The sequence below is a fragment of the Acetobacter nitrogenifigens DSM 23921 = NBRC 105050 genome, from assembly GCF_000429165.1.
Classification (GTDB): Bacteria; Pseudomonadota; Alphaproteobacteria; order Acetobacterales; family Acetobacteraceae; genus Acetobacter; species Acetobacter nitrogenifigens.
Map to the genome: position 1 here is coordinate 1 of NZ_AUBI01000013.1, position 15,718 is coordinate 15,718.

Here is a 15,718-nt window from a genome sequence, read left to right on the forward strand (position 1 = left end):
CTTCGCCTGTTCAAACAGAGCCTGCCAGACGCCGAGCTTTGCCCAGCGGATGAAGAGTTGGGCTGCCGTCCACCAGGGGCCGAGTTCAGCAGGAATGGAGCGCCATTTCGCGCCGTTCTGATGGCGCCAGAAAATCGCTGACATGGTCCGTCGCAGATCGCGAGGCGGGGTTTTGCCTTTCGGACGAACCGTCTCGATCAGAGGTTCCCAGATCGACCATGCATCATCGGAAAATACAGACTGTATCATGCTCATGACAAAGAGCTATGCAGTGCGCTCCGTCTTTCAAGACCTAACAGGCCCTAGTTAAGGAGGATGATCACTGAAGTGAACTGCACGGCTGCGAGGAAAGTTGATTTCAGTTTGTCGTAGCGGGTTGCGATAGCGTGGAACTGCTCGAGTTTATTAAAGAATTCTTCGATCACGTTTCGCTCCCTGTAAAGAGCAAAGTCTGTTTCCCGTTGCACCGTCCCGTTTCTTTTGGGCAGGATGACCGGTGTACTTCGACGTTGTGTCAAATGGTCTATCGGACTGCCTGCGTGGTAAATCTTGTCGGCGAGAAAGGCATTAAGCTCGACTTTTTCCAGAAGCGGCTCGGCCTGAGTGATGTCGGCGTCCTGACCCTGTGTGATATCGAGGTCCACCGGGTCCCCAAGCGCATCGCAGGTGACATGGATGTTGTGGTCAGACCGCTCCGGGATCGTTCGATGGCCTGATGCGCCTGGACAATCGTACAGTCGATCATCATGTGTTCATTGTCGTGATCCGCCGCCAGATGACGAAATATCCTCTCGATAACACCACTTTCGCACCAGCGACGCACGCGCCGGTGGACATTCTTCCTGTTGCCGAAGCGCAAAAGAAGATCACGCCACGGTAGCGATACAACACGGCCTCTACGAACAGACGATTATCCGCAGTTGTTCCGCCAACATGGTCTTCACGACGGGGAAGAACGTCTTTTATCTGTTCCCACCGGTCATTGCGCAAGCCATATCGCCGCATCTGTTGCTCCCCTGAAACCGGAGAAACAATCAGAACGGCCAGCCAGAAAGCACAACTCTCACGACACACGCTCAGCGATCAACTGACGGCACGCCGTACGGCTTCACCCCACATAGCAACACAGGAGACTCGGGTCCATAAGGTGAACTTCGCGGCGTGTCTGCCGCGAAATGCCGTCTAATGTGAGGGAGGGCGAATGCGCGTCTGCACAGCTCACCGACGACGCTCCAGAGATTTTAAAAAACACATATTTGTCGTTATATTAATATACTGTATAATGATATCGTATGATAAAAATTAAACTACTATATTAAGTGCATAAATGTATGAGCCCCACTACCTACACACAGGGTGCGTGCGCGTATGCACGTCGCGGCTGCCGTGACGGCTATCCGTTATGACTGAAGGAGCGTTCCGAAGCGTGGAAGGGTCACGCGAACTGGCGGCCCTTTTCAGACAAAATTTCCCGTGGCTCGCACGTTACCTTGGACGCAAGCTCGGAAGCGCCGAACGTGGCGAAGATGCTGCGTCGGAGGTCTTTGCGCGGGTCGCGCGCAGCCGGAACGTTGACACTCTCCTGTCTCCGCGGGCCTACCTTCTTGTTGTCGCGAGGCGCCTGATCGGGGAGCTCCGAGGGCGAGGTATGTTGGAACAAACCTATCTCGAGGCTTTATCCCGCGTACCCGAAACATCCAGCGCTTCACCTGAAGTGGTCGTCAGCCATCTTCAGGAAGTCCGCGCAATCGACGCCGCGCTTGCTACACTGGCACCACGAGCGAGATTGGCCTTCGTAATGCATCGTATGGATGGAAAAACACATGCAGAAATCGCGAAGCACCTAGGGGTTTCGATCAGCATGGTCCGAAAATATATTGCTATATCAGAACAGAAATGCCGTGCAAATTTGAGCGACGCATAGAAGGACTGCCCCCAATGCCCGACAATATACCGTCCCCAGATGCTCTAGATCGCACATTAGCCGAAATGCGGCGACAACTGGGCGCGGCCAAAGTCGGAAAAGCATACGAGCGGCGTATCAACCGTCGCAGCTTTCTGATGAGGACGGCGACAGCAGCCGCGCTCGCAGGCGGCGGAGTATATGTCGCCAGAGACAATGACATCGACTTGCCGGGCATGGGGGCAGACGTTCATACGGCGACCGCACAAATCAGTCGGATTGAGCTCGCCGCGTCGTCACGGATTACCCTGGCGCCGAGAACGGCTGTCGACATCCGTCACGAGCAAGGCGTCTCTCTTGTCCGCCTCAGGCATGGGACCGTTCTGTTTGAACCTGGCGAATCACGACTGTCCGCTGCTATTCGTGTGGAAACACGAATGGGCGCGGTCGAGACGATTTCAGCGCCTTTTCAGGCGAGCGCGTCGTCTCACTCGCTCGCTGTTTCAGCTGCGGACACTCCGGTCGCGGTACACGGTCAGAAGGGGCAATTGGTGCCTATCCCAGCGGGTTGCACGGTCGCAATGTGCCCGTCGGGCATGCTCAGGACTACGTCGCTGTGGGACGATGTGAGAGCGTGGACCGGAGGGGACCTTGTCGTCGAAAGCGGCACGCTTCGCGATATTGTAGTTGGCCTGCGTCCCTACTGGGATGGACACATCGTGATGTCGCCGAGGGCGGCGGACATACCCGCTGCAGGCGTGTTTTCGCTTCTGCAGGTCGACCGCACCCTGGGACAGCTCGGCGCCGACTTCCCAATCCAGATTAGTCACCTGCCGTTCAGGACCGTTCTCCTCACAGCGATATCCTGATCACATAAACACGATATAAATTAGTATATTTATTTTTTTCTCTTTTTGGTGTCAGTTTTTTTATCTCACCACTCTCTATGGTTGAAACAACCTAAACGTGACCGAGAGTGCGGAAAGATATGACAAAAATCAGGCGATGGAATCGGGTCGTCGCATCGCTGATGATAGCAGGGGTAGCCGGGCGGCACGCGCTGGCGGAAACACCGAGGGCTTATCATTTTGCTTTGCCTTCGGCGCCTCTAGCCGAAACACTGATCCGCATTTCGGCGCAGAGTCACTCGCATATAGGCTTCTCACCGACGCTCACAGCGGGCCTTAAGGCCGGTCCAATCCGAGGATTCCTGACCCCATTGCAGGCGGTGAACGCAGCACTGGCGGGAACGAATCTCTCGCCCAGAACACAAGCCGACGGAAGTCTGGCGATCGGGCGGGAGGCTACGACTGCCAAAACCGCGCCCAACCCAGGCCCCGAGCCAGCGGCGCCACAATCTTCCGCAGCCGTGCGCAAGGCCGAGAACGTCGAGCACATAGAGGCCCGCGGAATGCGCTCCACACGCATTCACCTGCAGAACAAGCCTGTCGCCTCTACAACAGTCGACAAGCAGCAGATTGAGCTTAACCAGATCACGAACCTGCAGGAAGCTATACGGCTTCAGCCAAGTGTACAATTTCAGTCGGCGAACCTGCGTAATACAACCATTAACATCAGGGGCCTCGGAGCCGCTTCGACGGGCACAGATGGCCTCGAAAACGGCGCGGCCGTCTACATCGACGGCATATATCAGGCGCGGCCGGGTACCGCGCTTTTTGACATTCCAGAGTTGGAAAGCGTGACCGTTCTTAAGGGACCGCAAGGCACGCTGGGCGGCATCGATACGACGTCGGGAGCAATCCAGATCGAAACGCGACTCCCCTCATTTCGACGCAGAGCGGAGCTGGAAGCGCAGGCGGGAAATTACGGCGAATATATGATCAAGGCCGATTACTCCCAGGCTTTAGGACACTCTGAAAAAGCCGCGTTCAGCGTGGATTATTTCCAGTCTGCTCTCGGTGGGTACGTTAAAAACATTTACACTAACAACACAATTTATGGGTATCTGGATCGTGGCGTGAGAGGGCAACTTCTCCTTCGTCCCGACGATGACGGCAATCTCCAAATTCGTATTGTCGGCGGATATAACCATAACTCCAACAGTATGGGCGTAGGACTTTACAACGGCACAGTCACCCGCTACGGCAACGGAAACCCGATCTCCAGCACCTACATTCAGGCGGCTCAGCGCGTAGGTTACAAGATTCCCACGGCTAACCCTTATGGGTTGGGGACCGATATCAACAGTCAGCAAATGATCCGGTCAGAGGACGCGAACCTGAGCATGCATGCTGACTACAATTTGCACGGCTATACCTTGTCATCCATCTCTGCCGGATCGATATGGAATTTCTATCCAAGCCTGGATTCGGATTCGACGGGTATAGACATTTACGCAGCCAATCAGGCCCAAAATTACCAACGGCAATTCACGCAAGAATTTCGGATCACGTCGCCATCTCATCGCCGGTTCGAGTATAGCGGGGGCCTGTTCTATTTGTGGCAGGAAGTCAAAGACCATTCGCGCAAAACGTATGGTTCGCAGTACGCGGCCTACAGCGCGTCTGCGTCGGCAACTCCGGAATCCATCGCCCTGACGGACAGGGCATTGAACGGGCTAAGCGTCCTCTCCAATGAAAAGCCAACTACGAACGCGTACTCCGCTTACGCCAACGCGACATGGCACGCGTCGCCTCGTCTGGATATAACGGGAGGCTTTCGGTACACATATGAGACAAAAAACGGAAGCTTCCTCCAGTATCTGAATGGCGGAGGAAATGTCACGGGTCTGAATGCCTCGCAAAAAGCAACCGTGCTACAACAGCGCGCCGCACAGCTTGCTGCCGACCCGTATCAGGCATTGAAGCACGACAATGGGCTGGTCTCTGGCCAGATGACGGTCAGTTATCACGTCACTCCCACCCAATTGGTCTATGGCACTTATTCGAGGGGAGAAAAATCCGGAGGCGTGCTCCTGATCGGGCTTGCGTCCAATGTTCCCGCGACTGTCAAATCGGAATATCTAGACAACTATGAGATTGGGTATAAGAGCACTTTCCTGAACGGAAAAATCACTTTCAATGCAGATGCGTTCTGGATGGTGGATCACAATTACCAGACGTCGATAGTCCAGTATAACAACGCGGGTCTCGCGCTGACATACCTCGCCAACGCCAAATCTGCTATTACGCGAGGCTTCGAGGCGGATCTGCGCTACAACCCGACTTCGAATCTCTCCATGTTCGCATCCGCCACTTACGACGACGCATATTATAATTCATTCGCAAGCGCCCCCTGCGCGATAGAGAACTCGTATAATAAATCTTGTAATTTTACAGGCTCTCGCCTGGCTCTCGTTCCAAAATGGGTCGGAGTTCTTGGTTTTGATTATCAGCATGCTGTCGGACATGTCGGAGGCGTCAACCTCATGGCTTACGGCGGCGCGACATACACAATGCAATCCTCGTTCTTCGCCGCCACCAATGATTCAATCTACAGCCGGATTAATGGTTACGCACTGTTGAATCTGACCTTCGGACTTCGTAGCGAAGACCGAAAATGGGACGTCTCTGGCTGGATTCATAACGCCACGGATAAAAAGTACTTCACACTACTGGCTGGAGGTTCACCCCTTACGGCTCAGGTGGGTATGCCGCTCGCATTTGGTGGCACTGTCCGCCTGCGTTTGTGAAAGCGCCATTGTTCATGCCTGAAAGCCAAATAGAGAAACCGGTGAAGCCGTGCTGCTCCCCTACCCGGGACCAGATTACGCCGACGCCGCCACCATCAGTTACTGGTAGGCCGGTAGCCCGTCCCAATGGTGTCAACTGCGGTCGCCCCTCCCAAGAAGGAACGTCGCGCCGAGTTACCGCTTTCGATCCATCCGACATGGCCTTCATTCCGGGAGGCCTTTACGAGATCGGATACGAAGGCTCGCAGGCGCACATTGCGGACGGAGAGGGACCAGTCAGACAGATTGAGATAAACGCCTTCCTCATGGATCGCTTCTGCGTGACCAACCAGGACTTCGCTGTCTTCGTGGCCGCCACCGGTTACAAAACCGAAGCAGAGCGCCTTGGCTGGTCGTTTGTGTTTCACACCGACGTGCGACCTTCCGCCCGTCGCGACGTATTGTCGGCAAGGTTGCCCGGCGCACCCTGGTGGCGCGCAGTTCGCAGCGCCTTCTGGAGACGACCAGAGGGAAGAGGGTCGCACATCACCGGGCGGGAGCGACAGCCCGTCGTGCATGTTTCCTGGAACGATGCGCAGGCTTATGCAGTCTGGAAAGGAAAGCGCCTGCCCACAGAGAGTGAATGGGAGGTCGCCGCCCGGGGTGGATTAAGTGGCGCCGTATACCCGTGGGGCGACGAATTGACGCCTAATGGACACCATCGAAGCAATACCTGGCAGGGAATTTTTCCGGATGCAGATGTAGCCAAGGATGGCTATGCGGGAACCGCGCCTGTGGACGCGTTTGAGCCTAACGGCTACGGGCTGTTCAACATGACCGGGAATGTGTGGGAGTGGTGTTCAGATTTCTGGAGCACAAACTGGCATATGGCTGCAACCGATGCGACGCGAAAAAACCCGCAAGGGCCGAATGACGGGATCGATCACGTCATTCGCGGCGGTTCTTATCTGTGCCACGCTTCCTACTGCAATCGCTACCGTGTCGCCGCAAGGACACGCACTGGGCCCGATAGCTCTTTATGCCATCTTGGCTTTCGCTGTGCTGCCGATGTTGCGAATGCGCACGAAATTTGATGAAAACAATGACTGGAAACTCAATGACGACGCTTACCCGACGCGCACTTTTATCCACCACCGCGCAAGCGACGATGGCGGCGGCGCTTCCATCCATTGCGCACGCCGGTCCTCAGCCGCGGCGACGTCCAAATATAATCTATATCATTGCTGATGATCTCGGTGTTTACGACCTCGGTTGCTATGGTCAAAAGAAGATCCGCACTCCCAATATCGACGCGCTGGCCGCCAACGGCATGCTCTTCAACAGCGCTTACGGCGGCGCCCCGATTTGTTCACCGTCGCGCTGCGCTCTTATGACAGGCAAGAACATGGGTCACTCAACAATTCGCGATAATTTTGCTCTACAGGGCGGGATTATCGGAAAACGCGGAAAAGAGTCTGTTAGACGCATCGGCCTTGCTCCCGGTGAAAAAACGGTGGCGACTGCTATGGCCGAAGCAGGATATATGACCGGATTGGTCGGTAAATGGCATCTTGACGGATACGACCCCAACGCAATCCCCACACGGCACGGTTTTCAGGAGTTTCATGGCTGGTTGACCCAAACGGAAACAACTCAGGGTTACTTTCCAACGCAGTGGTATTCCGGAGAAAAACTGGGGAACATTCCAGAGAACGCCAACGGGAAACAAGCTGTCTATGAAACAGACATATGTACCGATCAGGCTTGTGATTTCATACGCAAGAATCAAAAATCGCCTTTCTTTCTGACCTTAGCTTACAACGCCCCGCACAGTCCGCATATCACCCCCACGACCGGATCCTACGCAGGACATCCGTGGGGCGAGTATGAAAAAAATTATGCAGCAATGATTGAGTTTCTCGATGCCGGCGTCGGCGCCGTGGTGCAGACGGTTCGGGAGGCTGGTCTTGAAAAAGATACCGTGATTTTTGTGTCCTCCGACCACGGTCCTCGGTCGGAACCTACTGCGGAACAAACTGAAGTGGTGGAATTTTTTGATTCGCATGGATCTCTCCGGGGATACAAGCGCGACCTTTACGAAGGGGGAATTCGGGTGCCCTTGATAGTTTCATGGCCGGGGCACATTCGGGCTGGTTCAGTCAGCGATGAGCCGGTTTACCACCCTGATTTCCTGCCGACCGCAGTCGCACTTGCGGGCGACGGTCGTTTGTATCCGGATATGGATGGAGCGGATATCTCTCCAGTTCTTCTCGCTCGTGGGAGAATCGCATCCCGCTATCTCTATTGGGAAACATATGAACCATCTTTTTGGCAAGCTGCGCGACATGGGCGCTGGAAAGCCGTGAAACCTGTCGGGGGAGGAAAAATCCAACTTTTCGATCTTCTTGAGGATCCGTCGGAAATCAAGGATGTGTCGGCAGAAAACTCGGCCATTGTTGAGAGTTTTGTACGTTACTTTAAAGAGTGCCGTGTGGCATCGCCAAATTATATTTAGCAGTTAGCACTACAGTTGCTTTTTGTGTTGAGTTCTGAATCTTTCGGCAACTATGATTCAGGATATGATGAGTGGCGGCGCGTCAGTTGAAGAGACGCTGGGTTTGTGGGCGTCCGGGCTTCGGTCCGCCAGGGAGCGGATCACGCCGTTGTTTACGCAGAAGCGTGTTGCGGCCTCTGCGTGTGCCTGCCTGGACGTTCTGATTGGCTATGAACCACGCAAGACGGGCTGGACGCGAGCGGAAGTCGCAGGAGATCTTGGTCCATGGCGGCAGCAGGCGCTTCTGGGGGGCGGGCACTGATGATGGCGTGCTGGTCATCGATAAGACCGGTTTTCTGAAGAAGGGTCAGGCGTCCTGCGGTGTGGGGCGGCAATATACGGGCTCTGCCGACACGATCACGAACGGTGATGTCACATAAACGCAGGCATGGTAAGCGGGCGGCATGAGCACGACTGCAGCAAGCTATAAACGCATCGTTTTCCACGTGAGTTGATTGCGCATACAGTGTGGCTGTATTTCCGGTTTCCGCTGAGCTTTCGTCTGATCGAAGAGATGCTTCTCGAGCGCGGGATTGTCGTGTCGTATGAGACGATCTGCCGTGGGAGGAGGAAATTCGGTGCGTATTTGCCCGGTCGTTGCGCCGCAAACCCGCCAAACACGGGGATATCTGGCATCCTGACGAAGTCCGTATCGTGATCGGCGGCCAGCCGCACTGGCTGTGGCGTGCTGTCGATCAGGACGGCTACGTTCTTGATGAAATCCCGCAAAGACGACGCAACACGAAAACGGCGAGGCGGCTGCTGACACGGCTTCTCAGGAAGCAGGGCGCCGGACCAGAACGCATGATTACCGACAAACTGAAATCATACGGAACAGCAAAGCGTCAGGCCGTGCCCTATGTGGAACACAGATCTCACAAAGCCTGAGCAACATGGCGGAGAATTCGCATCTGCCCTTGCGAAAGCGCGATCGCGCCATGCAACGGTGCGAGGCTGTCTGCGCTTCGTCGCAGTCTTCTCCGCCGTGCGTAACGCCTTCGTTCCACCAGCCTCAATCAACAACGCCATAGCCCGACATCTGCACCTTCTCAGCGCGTTTGCTCAATGGAATGGCGCGATCGCTCTCCCCGCCTGAAAAATCACTCAAACGCCTTCCAATACCACTCGCCAGTTAACGTGACAGCACCTCACAACGTATATTCGTCCCAAGAAGAATCGAAAACATATTTGCACAGCAGAAAGACTGATGGCAGATAACCGCAAGATATGACCGCTGCGCCCATACATTCATGTCAGCAACCCATATCGCAGCAATTGTCATCTTCTATCTCAAAGAACACGTCTTGAGTGCAATTACAGCGCACCATGATGGGATGACGCCGCTGCATGCAGTGTGGGGATGTTCGACACGTCGACGGCGCGCGCGGCCTACCACTCATCATATGCGGCCTGCATCCGGATCCAGAGACCAGGCCCATTCCCGAAGAGTTTGCCCAAACGCACCCCGACTTCAGGGCTGACCGGCTTGCGCTCGGCGAGAATGTCATAAAGATGCTGCCGGGAAATCCCGAGCAACCGTGCAATCTCGGCTTTGCTCCGCTCTGTGGCGGGAATAACGTCTTCGCGCAGCAATGCGCCTGGATGCGTCGGGCAGCGACTAACGATGCGAGCCATGCTTACCTCTTAATGGTGTTGTTCAAAGTCAAGAACATAGGCGTCGCCGCCTGAGAACTCGAAGGTAATGCACCAGGGCCCGTTTACATGAACGGTATAACGGACCGGTGTATATCCCCTGAGAGCATGAAAATCGAACCCGGGCAGGTTCATGTCTTATGCACTTGTTGACGCATCAAGTGCATCCGGCCGACGCAGAATCCGTTTCTCACACTTTGACATTCAGATGCCGTGAGCAGGAGCCATCCACACCATCTGCTTTACGAAACGCGGTTCGGTAATGCCGTATGACCGAAACGAAGAGCCATACCGGAACTGTCAGGCCCGGCTGACAAGTTCGTCGATCGCGTGCAGTAGTGCATCCCGCTCGGATTCGATTACGAAGCCCAGCAACGGACCCAGTCGGTTCGCCGGCACCGTCGCAAGGTCGAACGGGTTGGCGAAAACCGCCTTCCCTTCCACAGTCATATGTGGGGTCAGAGCGTGATCTGGCGGGGCGCCCGGCGTCAGTCGGACAAGGGGAATGACAACTCGTCCCACACTGCGGTCAAGACGGCTGCTCTGCACCTGAACCACGAACAGAATGTCGCGATTGCGGCCGGGATTAGGGTAGATGGCGAATTGCGGCATGAGTTACAGCGTCGAAAACTCATCACTGAGGAAGCCATGCACGCTGTGTAGGGCATTAACGGCGTCCAGTACACTATTGAGCTGCCTCGCTGCTTCGTCGCGCTGCGAGCGAGCGCTCTGGACATAAGAAGCCAATAATTCCTCGACGGTTCCTGAGACGTTAGGCGTCAGGCTGCGGACCTGAGCAATCAGGTCCGAGTTGAGCGACAGATTGATCGGGCGTCGCGGAGCATTGGTGTCATATGTAGCGTAAGATGAAGTCATCGACGTTCTCCTTATGCGCATAGTATGCGCATAGACCGCTGTGCGCAAATTTTTATCTGCCATGACAGCGCCCGGTTAGCTTCCGCTCTTCAGACACCGAACAGGAGGCGAGACTGTCCAGTTTGAGAGGCGGTAGCCACAATAAGCAGGAACGCTGCGCGGGACTGGTTTTGGTCATCTCTCTCCGATAACCGACCTTCCGATTACCCCCAAAGCCGTAACCGCGACGCGTCAAATTCCGCTAAAAGCCTTTAAACAGGTTTCATTTGCATGCACATCGCCCGGGTCGAGAACCTTGCGGGGATAGAGCTGTGACACCCCCCTGCCGCACGACATCTATGGCTGAGACAACGCCGCTTTCAAGCCAGCAACGTCCTTCTTCACTTCAAAGGCAGGGCCGCCGGGCTGAAACAGGACCGAACTGGCGAGGTCGCCCGTGACGACCGGATCAAATCCCGCGGCCCGCACAAGCCCCGAGACATTGTCTACAGCTGCAGGATCATCCCCTGCGACCGGAATGGCGAGCCTGGGCTCCGCACGATGCGCCTCGGCGCCGAGGGCGCTCATATCAATCGAGTTGAACCCGCGCACGACATGTGCGCCAGGAAAATACCGCTGAGTCGTTGGGCCGGCGCCATCGCGGGCGGCAGTCTCAGCGATCGCTCCATCCCGAAAGGAATAGAAATTGCTTGGATCGAGTAAAGTTTTACCCTTCACCAGCGCACCCAATTTCTGACCAAGCGCGGGGATAGCACGATACGGCACAGCCAGCACAACGACGTCGCCAAACTTCGCCGCCTGCTCCGGCGTGCCAGCAGACGCGAGGGGGCCGAGTTGCACAGCCGCAAGCTTCGCCTCGTCCAGCGAGCGGGCCGAAAGCATTACCGGATATCCAGACCCGATCCACAGGCGCGCAAGCGTCGTACCCACCTGCCCTGCCCCGATCATGCCAATCTTTAGGCGAGGCGGTTCTGCGTGCCCTCGATATGCGAAAGCAAGAATGGCTGCGGCAGATATCATGCCGAGCGCGGTACGGCGTTTTAGGGCTTTCATTAGTATTTCCATAATCTGCTGAGCGCACCGTCCACCCCCTGCACGGGGTCCGACGAAGGAAAAGGCAAACTCGCCAAACGGGTTCGCTGGTCATTGTCAGGCGCTCTCCTGACAATGTCGAATTCCTGACCCGGAGGGTAGGCGCCGACAACTTCGAAGGCCGCATCAGAACCAAGATTCATGTGCCCGACGCCAGCGGGCAGAACAACGATATCTCCTGCCTGTACTTGCACCTCACGCGCCCCGGGGCCGCCAAGAATAAGTCTTGCCGATCCTCCGGAAAATCCCAAAACCTCATGTCCTAGTGTATGATAGTGGTGAAAAGAATAAACGCCATTTCGCCACCGGGGCGGCCATCCGTTAGCCTGAAACAAGACCTCAAATGCGGCCGCAGGATCCTCCCCACCCACCGACATGGCGTTACGATACATGATGACCGGCAATGCCGGATTGTTCGGCACCCAATCATTCGCGCGCAGAATAAAGCTCTCCACGTTCGCCGGTGTCGCCCCGGCGGTCGGTCTGACATGCCCGCCGCCAAGGGAGAGCCCCAGCCCAGCCAGAACCGAATTGAAGGCGCGTCGCTCCATGGCTCATGCTCCTTGCTTGATCCACGCAGTGTTAGTCGTTTTCCGAACGAATTCAACACACCTCGCCATGGCTTATCCAGGTCAGAGCGCCGTCAGCCTGCACGCTCCGACTCATGATCCCGAATTGCTGGCGTGCATCTTATAAGCGCAATGAGCATACCCCACCGAAACAGCACGTTAACACAAGGAATTCATCGAGACTGCTGCCAGTTTGCGATATGTAGCAATCGTTTTCTCAGGCGTGGTCGGATGCGTATTTGACCTCCTGATCATACAATGGAATGTTTCATGTCGGTTTAAACGGAGTTCAGTGTGAAGAATATTTTTCTGGTCGCCGCCATAATCTCTCTTCCGGCATGTACTGAGCAGGCCGCCGTTAATGAACATAACAAAGCATACAAGGAGTGCGACAGAATTCAAAAAAACACTCCCGAAAACTACTATTCACATGCAAAATGTCTCAATAATGCCGATACTATTATGGCGACGAAAGCGGGTTACGATCAATCCGTGATTACGTCTATAAAATCGTCAAGAAACGCAATCGCAAAGAAGTTGGATTCTGGAGCAATCGAAAAAAACCAGGCGCAGGCCGAATTTCAAAAATCTGTTTCAGAAACAATGGACCATGCTGCATCGGATGACGCCAACCTCGGCAAGCAGAGCGCTGAAATAACAATCGGCACCAGCACGAACCTCTCAAAGAGGAATGACACGGCAGGCGACGCTGGCAAAGTTGCCGCCACTCCCGGGGGAGGAGTCGCAGGTGAAGCAGACCAAAATGGCGGCAGCTGACCAGACCCAGCCGAGTGTGGACTTGCTACGGTTTTGTGCCGGTTGACTGGGCGTTTTAAGTTCGCATCGGTGGATATGCGAGACCATGGCGGTGACGCACACAGAAGAATTTCGCCGTGAAGCGGTAAGGATTGCACTTGAGCAGCGGTTCGTCACGGACCCGCGTGGCGGCAGAGTTGGGGATTGGCAAATCAACATTGGGACACTGGGTTTCGCAGTAACGGGCCTCTTATCTGTCAGCGCCTTAGCCGCAGGCCGTCTTGTGCGGGAGAACGAGCGCCTACGCCTAGAGAACCGCGTTCTGCGGGAGAAGAGGGAAATCTTAAAAAAGCCGCGCAGTTTTTCGCGAGCCAAAAGGCATGAGGTTCGCCCTCGTCCGTGAGCATCGCAGCCGTTAGTCGATCGCGAGCCTGTGTCGTGTGTGCGTGTATCGACACGTGGTTATCGCGTGGATTTCCAGGCCCGTTTGCCAACGCCAGCGCACCGATTTGAAGGTTCTGGCGCACATCCGGGAGCATTTTGTCCTGAGCAACTCCACCTATGGTCGTCCTCGGATCACCATGGAACTCACGGAGGCGGGGCTCGATGTCGGCGAATGTCGTGTGGGGCGGCTGATGAAACTCAACGGGATTCGCCGAATGCGCACCAGTCGCCACACGGTCACAACTGACAGCCGTCATTCCCGTGGTGTTGCTGCCAATGTTCTGGACGGCGACTTCCTGGCCCACGCACCCAACCGAGAATGGGCAGGCGATGTCAGCTATATATGGACCACCGAAGGATGACTCTACCTCGCCGTGGTCATCGACCTGTTAAGTCGATGCGTCATTGGCTGGGCGGCAAGCGACCGGATGAAAAAGGATCTCGCTATCCGGGCGCTCGATATGGCGGTGCGACTGCGCGATCCGTCGCGTGGCTGTATTTTCCACTCTGATCGCGGCAGCCAATATTGCTCACACGATTTCCAGAAAAAACTGACGGAATGCTGGATGATGCCAACCATGTCCGGCAAGGGAAACTGCTTTGACAATGCCGCCGTGGAGACCTTCTTCAAAAGTCTGAAGACCAGGTTGCTCTGGCGACAGACATGGCCCACACGGCGTCTTTCATTTCTCGGCAACATCAACCCTCTCGCTTTCGAGGCTAAAGCCGCCGGCGCCGCGATCACGCAGGCGTTCCAGAAGGCGACGCATCTGGCGCGTCGTGATCCCCAGAAGATCAGCCGCCTGTCGTGCGGGATCCGCACAGCACCTCGGCCAGCGCGCCAACCCGGCGCAGATCTCGATCATTCATCAGCACCAGTCCCATGTCCGGCCTCCCAAACCGCACACCCATGGCGATGCCACACTAACGCCAAAACCGGCAGGGAGGACATTTCTATTCGGCCCAAAGAGGACATTTTAATTCGGCGCTAACATTCACGCGTCGAATAATTTAGACTATTACCAACTAAAAGACGTGCGCGACACCGGATTCTGACTACCGAGCTTACGCGGTCAGGATCGCGGCGTGGTGCGTCACGTGATCTTCGATGAAAGACTGTATGAACCAGTACGAGTGGTCATAGCCCTCGTGAAGACGCACGCTCATTGGCTGACCCGCCAATTGGGCGGCTTTCTCGATCTCTTGCGGACGTAATTGAGTGTCGAGAAACTGGTCGGCTACACCCTGATCGATCAGGATCGTATGTGGGTGACGATGGCCTGATGCAATGAGCAACGTAGCATCGTGATCGGCCCAGCCTGAGCGGTTGGCGCCGAGATAAGCCGTGAACGCTTTTTCTCCCCAGGGAACGGCGGCAGGATGAACGATCGGCGCGAAAGCAGAAACCGACTTCCAGAGTCCGGGCGCCCGAAGCGCGTGCACAAGCGCACCGTGTCCACCCATGGAATGCCCCATCAAGCCCAGTCGTTCGCCGTCTATGGGCATGACGGTGGATGTAAGTTCAGGCAGTTCCCGGCTCAGATAACTCCCCATGCGATAATGCGCCCGCCAGGGCGTCTGCGTCGCGTCAAGGTAAAAACCGGCTGCCAGCCCAAGGTCCCAACTGTCTCCCTCCCCTGCGACACCAGCGCCCCGAGGCGAAGTGTCGGGAGCGATGACTGCGAAACCACGCTCTGCAGCGAATCGGATTATTCCTGATTTAGTAAGAAAAGTTTCATGATTGCATGTCAGTCCAGCCAACACGTAGAGCGCAGGAACGCGCTGACCGCTTTGCGCCCGAGACGGAATAAAGGCGCCGAAGCGCGCTACCAGCCCCAACTGGTCCGACTGATGGCTGTAAAATCCGACACGCCCGCCTGCGCAAATATGCTCGGAGTGGGTTGTGAGCGCCATAGTCAGATCTCCCTCTCTGATCGATTCAACATACTACGCAGGAAACCGAGCGATGGCATGCTCAATTATCCGAGCGCCGTGAGGAACATCCAGTTTCCAGGCGAGAACGCCAAACGTTAGGAGCCAATGTTTAGCGTGACCCACGAATGACAAACTATGGCCTGACGCCAGAGACGCGAAAGGCGGCATTGCGAAGGACGCCAGCCTGTGCGAACGCCTTGACCGGGCAGCGGCTTGGAAGCTTGACCTCATCCGTCGCCCCGTAGAGACGAGAGTGCGCGCAGGCCTGATTTCGTGAAATTCTGTCAACACGCGCACGACCAGAC

13 protein-coding genes and 4 pseudogenes are annotated in these 15,718 nt (G+C 55.7%); 9 read left to right on the forward strand and 8 right to left on the reverse strand.

Features of this window, described 5'->3' with window-relative positions; genetic code table 11:
* Positions 1 to 249, reverse strand: a 249-nt coding sequence (locus G442_RS0113815; protein ID WP_154660384.1) for a transposase, incomplete at its 3' end; no start/stop codon positions are given.
* A gap of 53 nt (positions 250 to 302) precedes the next feature.
* A pseudogene (locus G442_RS26580) lies at positions 303 to 1,005 on the reverse strand (IS5 family transposase).
* 397 nt (positions 1,006 to 1,402) lie between these two features.
* Between G442_RS26580 and G442_RS26585 the strand changes: the two are divergent.
* From G442_RS26585 to G442_RS26220, 7 genes and pseudogenes are all read left to right on the forward strand, one after another.
* Complete coding sequence (locus tag G442_RS26585) at positions 1,403 to 1,924, forward strand: sigma-70 family RNA polymerase sigma factor (RefSeq protein ID WP_051292331.1); 522 nt, start codon at positions 1,403 to 1,405, stop codon at positions 1,922 to 1,924.
* A 14-nt stretch (positions 1,925 to 1,938) separates the two neighbouring features.
* On the forward strand, positions 1,939 to 2,772 hold the full coding sequence (locus tag G442_RS0113835; protein ID WP_161628370.1) for a FecR domain-containing protein: 834 nt from the start codon (positions 1,939 to 1,941) through the stop codon (positions 2,770 to 2,772).
* A 542-nt stretch (positions 2,773 to 3,314) separates the two neighbouring features.
* The gene (locus G442_RS0113840; RefSeq protein ID WP_170230083.1) at positions 3,315 to 5,555 is read left to right on the forward strand and encodes a TonB-dependent receptor; all 2,241 of its coding nucleotides are present in this window, start codon (positions 3,315 to 3,317) and stop codon (positions 5,553 to 5,555) included.
* A 197-nt stretch (positions 5,556 to 5,752) separates the two neighbouring features.
* Complete coding sequence (locus G442_RS22385) at positions 5,753 to 6,628, forward strand: formylglycine-generating enzyme family protein (RefSeq protein ID WP_084440609.1); 876 nt, start codon at positions 5,753 to 5,755, stop codon at positions 6,626 to 6,628.
* 23 nt (positions 6,629 to 6,651) lie between these two features.
* The gene (locus G442_RS22390; protein ID WP_051292332.1) at positions 6,652 to 8,049 is read left to right on the forward strand and encodes an arylsulfatase; all 1,398 of its coding nucleotides are present in this window, start codon (positions 6,652 to 6,654) and stop codon (positions 8,047 to 8,049) included.
* 52 nt (positions 8,050 to 8,101) lie between these two features.
* Positions 8,102 to 8,453, forward strand: a pseudogene (locus G442_RS0113855) (transposase); the annotation flags it as partial.
* Positions 8,454 to 8,539: 86 nt separating this feature from the next.
* Positions 8,540 to 9,184: pseudogene (locus G442_RS26220) on the forward strand (IS6 family transposase).
* A 293-nt stretch (positions 9,185 to 9,477) separates the two neighbouring features.
* On the opposite strand, the gene G442_RS24475 reads toward G442_RS26220, so the two are convergent.
* The 5 genes from G442_RS24475 to G442_RS0113890 form a co-directional block, all read right to left on the reverse strand.
* Positions 9,478 to 9,723 (reverse strand): HigA family addiction module antitoxin, encoded by a 246-nt coding sequence (locus G442_RS24475; protein WP_084440610.1) that lies wholly within the window; start codon positions 9,721 to 9,723, stop codon positions 9,478 to 9,480.
* Positions 9,724 to 10,041: 318 nt separating this feature from the next.
* Positions 10,042 to 10,353 carry a CcdB family protein gene (locus tag G442_RS0113875; protein ID WP_026398476.1) on the reverse strand — a complete coding sequence of 104 codons (312 nt, stop codon included), beginning with the start codon at positions 10,351 to 10,353 and terminating at the stop codon, positions 10,042 to 10,044.
* 3 nt (positions 10,354 to 10,356) lie between these two features.
* Positions 10,357 to 10,617, reverse strand: a complete 261-nt coding sequence (locus G442_RS0113880) for a type II toxin-antitoxin system CcdA family antitoxin (protein WP_026398477.1) — start codon at positions 10,615 to 10,617, stop codon at positions 10,357 to 10,359.
* A gap of 336 nt (positions 10,618 to 10,953) precedes the next feature.
* The gene (locus G442_RS0113885) at positions 10,954 to 11,670 is read right to left on the reverse strand and encodes an NADPH-dependent F420 reductase (protein WP_026398478.1); all 717 of its coding nucleotides are present in this window, start codon (positions 11,668 to 11,670) and stop codon (positions 10,954 to 10,956) included.
* Positions 11,670 to 12,260, reverse strand: a complete 591-nt coding sequence (locus G442_RS0113890; RefSeq protein ID WP_026398479.1) for a cupin — start codon at positions 12,258 to 12,260, stop codon at positions 11,670 to 11,672. The genes G442_RS0113885 and G442_RS0113890 overlap by 1 nt, the downstream gene beginning before the upstream one ends.
* A gap of 312 nt (positions 12,261 to 12,572) precedes the next feature.
* Here G442_RS0113890 and G442_RS0113895 point away from each other — a divergent pair, with 312 nt between their 5' ends.
* Complete coding sequence (locus tag G442_RS0113895) at positions 12,573 to 13,055, forward strand: hypothetical protein (RefSeq protein ID WP_026398480.1); 483 nt, start codon at positions 12,573 to 12,575, stop codon at positions 13,053 to 13,055.
* Positions 13,056 to 13,140: 85 nt separating this feature from the next.
* Positions 13,141 to 14,209: pseudogene (locus tag G442_RS24480) on the forward strand (IS3 family transposase); the annotation flags it as partial.
* 334 nt (positions 14,210 to 14,543) lie between these two features.
* Here G442_RS24480 and fghA read toward each other — a convergent pair.
* A complete protein-coding gene (fghA, locus tag G442_RS0113905; RefSeq protein WP_026398481.1) occupies positions 14,544 to 15,392 on the reverse strand; it encodes an S-formylglutathione hydrolase in 849 nt (282 codons plus the stop codon).
* Between the last annotated feature and the right edge of the window lie 326 nt (positions 15,393 to 15,718).

Excerpts from the sequence above, each read along its gene's own strand:
- G442_RS0113880 (WP_026398477.1), bottom strand. The coding sequence starts at position 10,617 with ATGACTTCATCTTACGCTACATATGACACCAATGCTCCGCGACGCCCG.
- G442_RS26585 (WP_051292331.1), top strand. The coding sequence starts at position 1,403 with ATGACTGAAGGAGCGTTCCGAAGCGTGGAAGGGTCACGCGAACTGGCG.
- G442_RS0113840 (WP_170230083.1), top strand. The coding sequence starts at position 3,315 with ATGCGCTCCACACGCATTCACCTGCAGAACAAGCCTGTCGCCTCTACA.
- G442_RS0113875 (WP_026398476.1), bottom strand. The coding sequence starts at position 10,353 with ATGCCGCAATTCGCCATCTACCCTAATCCCGGCCGCAATCGCGACATT.
- G442_RS0113890 (WP_026398479.1), bottom strand. The coding sequence starts at position 12,260 with ATGGAGCGACGCGCCTTCAATTCGGTTCTGGCTGGGCTGGGGCTCTCC.
- G442_RS22390 (WP_051292332.1), top strand. The coding sequence starts at position 6,652 with ATGACGACGCTTACCCGACGCGCACTTTTATCCACCACCGCGCAAGCG.
- G442_RS0113835 (WP_161628370.1), top strand. The coding sequence starts at position 1,939 with ATGCCCGACAATATACCGTCCCCAGATGCTCTAGATCGCACATTAGCC.
- G442_RS0113885 (WP_026398478.1), bottom strand. The coding sequence starts at position 11,670 with ATGAAAGCCCTAAAACGCCGTACCGCGCTCGGCATGATATCTGCCGCA.
- fghA (WP_026398481.1), bottom strand. The coding sequence starts at position 15,392 with ATGGCGCTCACAACCCACTCCGAGCATATTTGCGCAGGCGGGCGTGTC.
- G442_RS24475 (WP_084440610.1), bottom strand. The coding sequence starts at position 9,723 with ATGGCTCGCATCGTTAGTCGCTGCCCGACGCATCCAGGCGCATTGCTG.
- G442_RS22385 (WP_084440609.1), top strand. The coding sequence starts at position 5,753 with ATGGCCTTCATTCCGGGAGGCCTTTACGAGATCGGATACGAAGGCTCG.